This is a genomic window from Streptomyces sp. NPDC060198 (assembly GCF_042728415.1).
Taxonomy (GTDB): Bacteria; Actinomycetota; Actinomycetes; order Streptomycetales; family Streptomycetaceae; genus Streptomyces.
The window spans coordinates 25,125-31,690 of sequence record NZ_JBHWZJ010000046.1 but is presented as its reverse complement, the minus strand read 5'-3'; the positions used below and the strand labels follow the sequence as shown (position 1 = coordinate 31,690).

Genomic DNA, 6,566 nt, shown 5'->3' with positions numbered 1-6,566 from the left:
GGCGGGCCTCCCCCTGGGGCCCGCCCGTCCGCCCGGAGGGCGTACGCCCCTGCCCGGTCAGACCACCCGGCCGGAAGCCAGCAGTGCGCGGTGCGGCAGTGCCAGCAGCTTCTCGTCCTCGCCGCCCGGCACGACGAACTCCGCGCTGAGCGTCTCGTAGTGGCGCTTGATCTCCGCCACCGTGGCGGGCGTCTGCGCGGTCACGATGCGGCCGATGGTCGCCACTCCGGACGCGGCCCCGGTCCACCACTCCTCGACGGTGGCCAGGTGCTCCCAGGCGAGGGCGGTGCAGGAGACGTCCGCCAGCCCGGCCCCGGCCAGCAGTGCGGCGAGGCCCTCGGGGGTCTGCTCGAACGCCTCCTCCGGGGCGAGCGGGGGCACCTCCGGCGGCCGGAGCGCGCCCGCGGCTGCGACCGCCCGGCCGAGCAGCCGCTGTCCGGTCCCGGCGTCGGCCCCCCAGATGGTGACCGCTATCCGGCCGCCGGGGCGGGTCACCCGGCGCAGTTCGGCGAGCGCCTTCCGGGGGCGCCCGACGTGGTTGAGGACGAAGTTCGCGGCGACCGCGTCGAATTCGCCGTCCGCGAAGGGCAGCTCCGGCAGGAGGGCGACGCGCACGTCCGCCGCCGGGGCGGCCCGCGTGGCGCTCTTCACCATGTCCGGTTCCGCGTCGACGGCGGTGACCACCGCCCCCCTCGTACACGCGGCGACGGCCACCGCCCCGGTACCGGTGCCCACGTCCAGGACCCGGGTTCCGGCGCTCACGCCCGCCTCGTCGAGCAGCTCGGGCACGGTGCGGGCGCAGAGCCGGGCGAAGGACGCGGCGTAGGCGTCGGCCAGGCCCGCCCACTTCAGGCGCTCGGCCTCGTCGAACGGTGTGGTGCTGCTGGTCATGCGGTCCCCTCCCACGATGGGGCCGCGGTCGCCCGCGGCCCTCCGGAAACCCCATTGTCGTAGCCGGGCTATACGGTGACGCCATGGTTGCCCGCACGAAGTCCACGAAGGACCGTCCGTCCTACCGCTGCACCGAGTGCGGCTGGACGACCGCCAAGTGGCTCGGCCGCTGCCCGGAATGCCAGGCCTGGGGCACCGTCGAGGAGTTCGGCGGCGCGCCCGCCGTGCGCACCACCGCGGCCGGCCGGGTCTCCACCGCCGCCGTGCCCATCGGCCAGGTGGACAGCCGCCAGGCGACCGCCCGCTCGACCGGTGTCGGCGAGCTGGACCGGGTGCTGGGCGGCGGGCTCGTACCGGGCGCCGTGGTGCTGCTGGCCGGGGAGCCGGGCGTCGGCAAGTCGACCCTGCTGCTGGATGTGGCCGCGAAGGCCGCGAGCGAGGAGCACCGCACCCTCTACGTCACGGCGGAGGAGTCCGCGAGCCAGGTCCGGATGCGCGCCGACCGGATCAGGGCGATCAACGACCACCTCTACCTCGCGGCGGAGACCGACCTGTCGGCCGTCCTCGGCCATCTCGACGCGGTCAAGCCGTCCCTGCTGGTGCTGGACTCGGTGCAGACCGTCGCGTCGCCGGAGATCGACGGGGCGCCGGGCGGCATGGCGCAGGTCCGCGAGGTCGCCGGGGCGCTCATCCGCGCCTCCAAGGACCGTGGGATGGCGACGCTGCTGGTGGGTCACGTCACCAAGGACGGTGCCATCGCAGGACCCCGGCTGCTGGAGCACCTCGTCGACGTGGTGCTCTCCTTCGAGGGCGACCGGCACGCGCGGCTTCGGCTGGTCCGGGGCGTCAAGAACCGTTACGGCGCGACCGACGAGGTCGGCTGCTTCGAGCTGCACGACGAGGGGATCACCGGTCTCGCCGATCCGTCCGGCCTCTTCCTGACGCGGCGGGACGAGCCGGTGCCCGGCACCTGTCTGACCGTCACCCTGGAGGGCAAGCGGCCCCTGGTGGCCGAGGTGCAGGCGCTCACGGTCGACTCGCAGATCCCGTCGCCCCGCCGCACCACCTCGGGTCTGGAGACCTCGCGGGTCTCGATGATGCTGGCGGTGCTGGAGCAGCGGGGCCGGATCAGCGCGCTGGGCAAGCGGGACATCTACAGCGCGACGGTCGGCGGGGTGAAGCTCACCGAGCCCGCAGCGGACCTGGCCATCGCGCTCGCGCTGGCGAGCGCGGCGAGCGACACCCCCCTCCCGAAGAACCTGGTCGCCATCGGTGAGGTGGGTCTCGCCGGAGAGGTGCGGCGGGTCACCGGTGTGCAGCGCCGGCTGGCCGAGGCGCACCGTCTCGGGTTCACGCACGCGCTGGTCCCGGGCGATCCGGGAAAGGTCCCGGCCGGTATGAAGGTCACAGAAGTCGCCGACATGGGCGATGCTCTCAGGGTGCTGCCGCGCCGGTCTCGTTCGGAGGCACCACAGGAGGACGGCGCGCGCCGGTAGACTTTGCCCTGGTCTCGCCCGCTCGCACGCGCGGCACGAGGGACGCAAGGGCACCGCAAACCCGTGACCGGAGGAGTGCAGTGGCAGCCAACGACCGGGCATCATCGCCCGGAAAGTCCGGCCAAGGCACCGGTAACGAAGCGCTGATGCGCGCTTCGCTGAGCGCGGTCGCGCCCGGAACGGCCCTGCGTGACGGGCTGGAGCGCATCCTGCGGGGGAACACCGGAGGGCTGATCGTCCTCGGCATGGACAAGACCGTCGAGTCGATGTGCACCGGCGGTTTCGTGATGAACGTCGAGTTCGCCGCGACCCGTCTGCGCGAGCTGTGCAAGCTCGACGGCGCGCTCATCCTCGACAAGGACATCACCAAGATCCTGCGGGCGGGCGTCCAGCTGGTCCCGGACGCCTCGATCCCCACCGAGGAGACCGGAACCCGTCACCGCACGGCCGACCGCGTCTCCAAGTCGTGCGGTTTCCCGGTCGTCTCGGTGTCCCAGTCGATGCGCCTGATCGCGCTGTACGTCGACGGCGAACGGCGGGTCCTGGAGGAGTCCTCCGCGATCCTGTCCCGCGCCAACCAGGCCCTCGCCACGCTGGAGCGGTACAAGCTGCGCCTCGACGAGGTCGCCGGCACGCTCTCCGCGCTGGAGATCGAGGACCTGGTGACGGTCCGGGACGTGACGGCCGTCGCGCAGCGGCTGGAGATGGTGCGCCGGATCGCGACGGAGATCGCGGAGTACGTGGTGGAGCTCGGCACCGACGGACGCCTGCTGGCGCTCCAGCTCGACGAGCTGATCGCGGGCGTGGAGCCGGAGCGGGAGCTCGTCGTACGCGACTACGTCCCCGAGCCGACGGCGAAGCGTTCGCGCACGGTCGCGGAGGCGCTGACCGAGCTGGACGCGCTGAGCCATTCCGAGCTGCTCGAACTCGCTGTGGTGGCGCGGTCGCTGGGGTACAGCGGTTCGCCCGAGACGCTGGACTCGGCCGTCTCGCCGCGCGGTTTCCGGCTGCTGGCGAAGGTGCCGCGGCTGCCCGGTGCGATCATGGAGCGCCTCGTGGAGCACTTCGGCGGGCTGCAGAAGCTGCTCGCGGCGAGCGTGGACGACCTCCAGACCGTGGACGGCGTCGGGGAGGCGCGGGCGCGGAGCGTCCGCGAGGGCCTCTCCCGGCTCGCCGAGTCGTCGATCCTGGAGCGGTACGTCTGACGGCTGAGGCCGGGGCGTTCGGGACCGGGGCCCCCACGTGACGGCCTCGGCCCCTCGCGGAGGACTCGGGCCCCTGCCCGGGGCCCGAGCGCCTGGTGCGGTGCTACGAGCCCCCGCCCCTGGGCTCAGTCCTTGGCGAGGACGAAGGAAGCGCGCTGGAGCGGCTCGCCCGGGGCCTTGGCCTCCAGGAGGTACGTCCCCGGGGCCGCCTTGCCGGTCGGCGGGGTCGCGCAGCCCGGGGTGCTCCTGGTGCGGTTCCAGTCGATCGTGCGGATCACCGTCTGCCCCGCCGGGACCTTGAACCAGAGGCTGCCGGACGCGGTCGGGCAGTCCTTCGAGGACCAGACCTGGTCGTCGTCGTCCCCGCTGGCGTCCGTGACCGTGAGCACAGCCGCCTTCGGGCCGAGGTCCGCCTTGCAGTCGCCGGTGGACGTGTTCTTCGCGATCAGCTCGAACTTGGGCGTCTCCTCGGGGCCGTACGTCACCTTGGTCCGCACGCTCAACTGCACCGCGGCGGGGCGGCAGTCGGGGAGCGCGGAACTCGCGGGGACCTGGACCCCCGCGGTGCCACCGGCCGCGGCGCCACCGGCGGCCGTGTCCGAAGAGGCTCCCGCGCCGGGCGAGGGGCTCGTGGTCGCGTCGGCGCCGTCACCGGCATCGCCGTTGGAACCGTCCGAACCGCCGGAGGCCGCGCCGGTGCTGTCGTCGCCACCGCCGGACTCGTGCCGCCCGCCGGGTTGTTGGCTGATCGCCGGTCCGGAGTCGGAGGGGCCGGGCGTGATCGAACGCGCGGGTTCGGAGGTACCGGGCTTGGCGTCGGGCGGGCTCTTCTTGCCCGTGCCGGGCAGGAAGACCCAGGCGAGCAGCACCGCGAGCAGCGCAACCAGAATCGCCGCTACCACCCTCCGTCGCCAGTAGATGCTGGAGGGAAGCGGGCCGACCGGTTTGCGCAGAGATCCCACGTCGCAAACTGTACGAGAGATCCTGCCCAACTCCCGCCCCACCCGCCGCTGTGATGGTCAACTTTTGCGGATCATCATTCCGGAAGGGCTCGTTGGGCGACTGTTTCGCGGCGAACGCGCCGGACAAGCACGAGAAGACCGGGGCAGAGGGGACAGAACGGGTGGCGTTGTCCGTCCAGAGGCTCTCGCCGGGGGCGACACCCCCGCGCCCGTGAACGTCGCCGGGCCTTCCGTGCCAGGATCGTAGGTGCGATGACTGCCACGACTTCGACACACACGCCCCCCGCTTCCCTCCTCCACACCCCCGTCATCGGGTGGTTCGAGCAGCACGCCCGCGATCTGCCCTGGCGCCGCCCGGAGGCCGGCGCCTGGGGCGTGATGGTGAGCGAGTTCATGCTCCAGCAGACCCCGGTGAACCGGGTCCTCCCGGTGTACGAGCAGTGGCTGGCCCGCTGGCCGCGCCCGGCCGACCTGGCCGCCGAGGCGCCGGGCGAGGCGGTCCGCGCCTGGGGCCGGCTCGGCTACCCGCGCCGCGCGCTGCGCCTGCACGGCGCGGCCCAGGCCATAACGGAACGCCACGGCGGCGACGTACCCAGTGAGCACGCCCAGCTGCTGGCACTGCCCGGGATCGGCGAGTACACGGCGGCGGCGGTCGCCTCGTTCGCGTACGGGCAGCGGCACGCTGTGCTCGACACGAACGTCCGCCGGGTGTTCGCGCGGGCGGCCACCGGCATCCAGTACCCGCCGAACGCGACCACCGCCGCGGAGCGCAAGCTCGCCCGCGCCCTGCTCCCCGAGGAGGACGACCGGGCCGCGGCCTGGGCGGCGGCGACGATGGAGCTCGGTGCGCTGGTGTGCACCGCGAAGAACGAGGACTGCTCGCGCTGTCCCATCGCCTCGCGGTGCGCCTGGCTGCTCGCCGGGAAGCCCGCGCACCAGGGCCCGGCCCGCCGGGGCCAGACGTACGCCGGTACGGACCGACAGGTGCGCGGACGGCTCCTGGCGGTGCTCCGCGACTCCGTCGCCCCGGTCCCGCAGGCCGCCCTGGACGCGGTGTGGGACGAGCCGGTGCAGCGCGCCCGCGCCCTGGACGGCCTGGTGGCCGACGGGCTGGTGGAACCCCTGTCGAACGGCCTCTACCGGCTGCCGCTGACCTGATCCCTCCGGCCGGGCGCCCGGCCGGGGATGTGACGGGCGCCGGGCACGGCGAAGCCCCGGGACTGGAACAGTCCCGGGGCTTCGTGGATCAGCCGTGCTCGACGCTGGGCGCGATCCCGCTCGGTCAGACGGACACGTGGACGGTCCGCAGGAAGTTGACCGGGTTGATCGCCGAGCCGTAGTTGGCCGTGGTCCGGACCTCGAAGTGCAGGTGCGGGCCGCTGGAGTTACCGGTGTTGCCGGAGAGGCCGATCTCCTGGCCGGTCTTCACGGTCTGGCCGATACGGACGTCGATCTTCGACAGGTGCGCGTACTGCGTGAACTTGCCGTTGGCGTGCTTGATCACGATCGCGTTGCCGTACGCGGGGCCGTCGCCGCCGCCGTTCGGACCGGCCTTGACGACCGTACCGCCGTGGGCGGCGTGGACCGGGGTGCCGATCGGCACCGCGAAGTCCTGGCCGGAGTGCTTGTGGGCCCAGCGGTCGCCACCGGTGCCGTAGGTGGCACTCAGGGTGTAGTGCTTCACCGGGACCTGCCACGAGGCGGCGTTCTTCTTGGCGGCGGCCTGCTTGGCGGCCGCGGCCTTCTTGGCGGTGTCGGCCTGCTCCGCGGCGGACTTCTTGGCGTCCACGGCGGCCTTGCTCTGGGCGGACGCCTGCTTGGCGACCGCGTCGGCGGTGGTGGCACTGGTGAGGGCGACGGTGCCCGTGGTGCCGGAGGCGAACGCCGCGCCAGCACCCAGGACCATCGACGCTCCCAGGCCGGCGGCCAGGACGGCGCCACGGACACGAGAGGTGGACGGGCGGGTGGGGGTCGTAACGCGCTTCGACATACGAGTAGGTCCTCCGAAGATG

At 73.2% G+C, this 6,566-nt stretch carries 6 protein-coding genes; 3 read left to right on the top strand and 3 right to left on the bottom strand.

The features are described 5' to 3' along the window. Window positions 1-57 precede the first annotated feature (57 nt). A complete protein-coding gene (locus ACFWEP_RS09450; RefSeq protein WP_387368122.1) occupies window positions 58-891 on the bottom strand; it encodes a class I SAM-dependent methyltransferase in 834 nt (277 codons plus the stop codon). Between the two features lie 83 nt (window positions 892-974). Here ACFWEP_RS09450 and radA point away from each other — a divergent pair, with 83 nt between their 5' ends. Both radA and disA read left to right on the top strand, forming a co-directional pair. Then, the gene (gene radA, locus ACFWEP_RS09445; protein ID WP_328720158.1) at window positions 975-2,387 is read left to right on the top strand and encodes a DNA repair protein RadA; all 1,413 of its coding nucleotides are present in this window, start codon (window positions 975-977) and stop codon (window positions 2,385-2,387) included. Between the two features lie 80 nt (window positions 2,388-2,467). After that, window positions 2,468-3,592, top strand: a complete 1,125-nt coding sequence (gene disA / locus ACFWEP_RS09440; protein ID WP_328720159.1) for a DNA integrity scanning diadenylate cyclase DisA — start codon at window positions 2,468-2,470, stop codon at window positions 3,590-3,592. Window positions 3,593-3,717: 125 nt separating this feature from the next. On the opposite strand, the gene ACFWEP_RS09435 is transcribed toward disA, so the two are convergent. Next, window positions 3,718-4,554, bottom strand: coding sequence for a hypothetical protein (locus tag ACFWEP_RS09435; RefSeq protein ID WP_387368117.1), 837 nt, complete (start codon window positions 4,552-4,554; stop codon window positions 3,718-3,720). Window positions 4,555-4,806: 252 nt separating this feature from the next. Between ACFWEP_RS09435 and ACFWEP_RS09430 the strand changes: the two genes are divergently transcribed. Continuing rightward, entirely contained in the window at window positions 4,807-5,712 is a 906-nt protein-coding gene (locus ACFWEP_RS09430) for an A/G-specific adenine glycosylase (RefSeq protein ID WP_387368114.1), read from the top strand. A 124-nt stretch (window positions 5,713-5,836) separates the two neighbouring features. Here the strand turns inward: ACFWEP_RS09430 and ACFWEP_RS09425 are convergent, their stop codons facing one another. Then, window positions 5,837-6,544, bottom strand: coding sequence for a M23 family metallopeptidase (locus ACFWEP_RS09425; RefSeq protein ID WP_387368111.1), 708 nt, complete (start codon window positions 6,542-6,544; stop codon window positions 5,837-5,839). Window positions 6,545-6,566 lie beyond the last annotated feature (22 nt).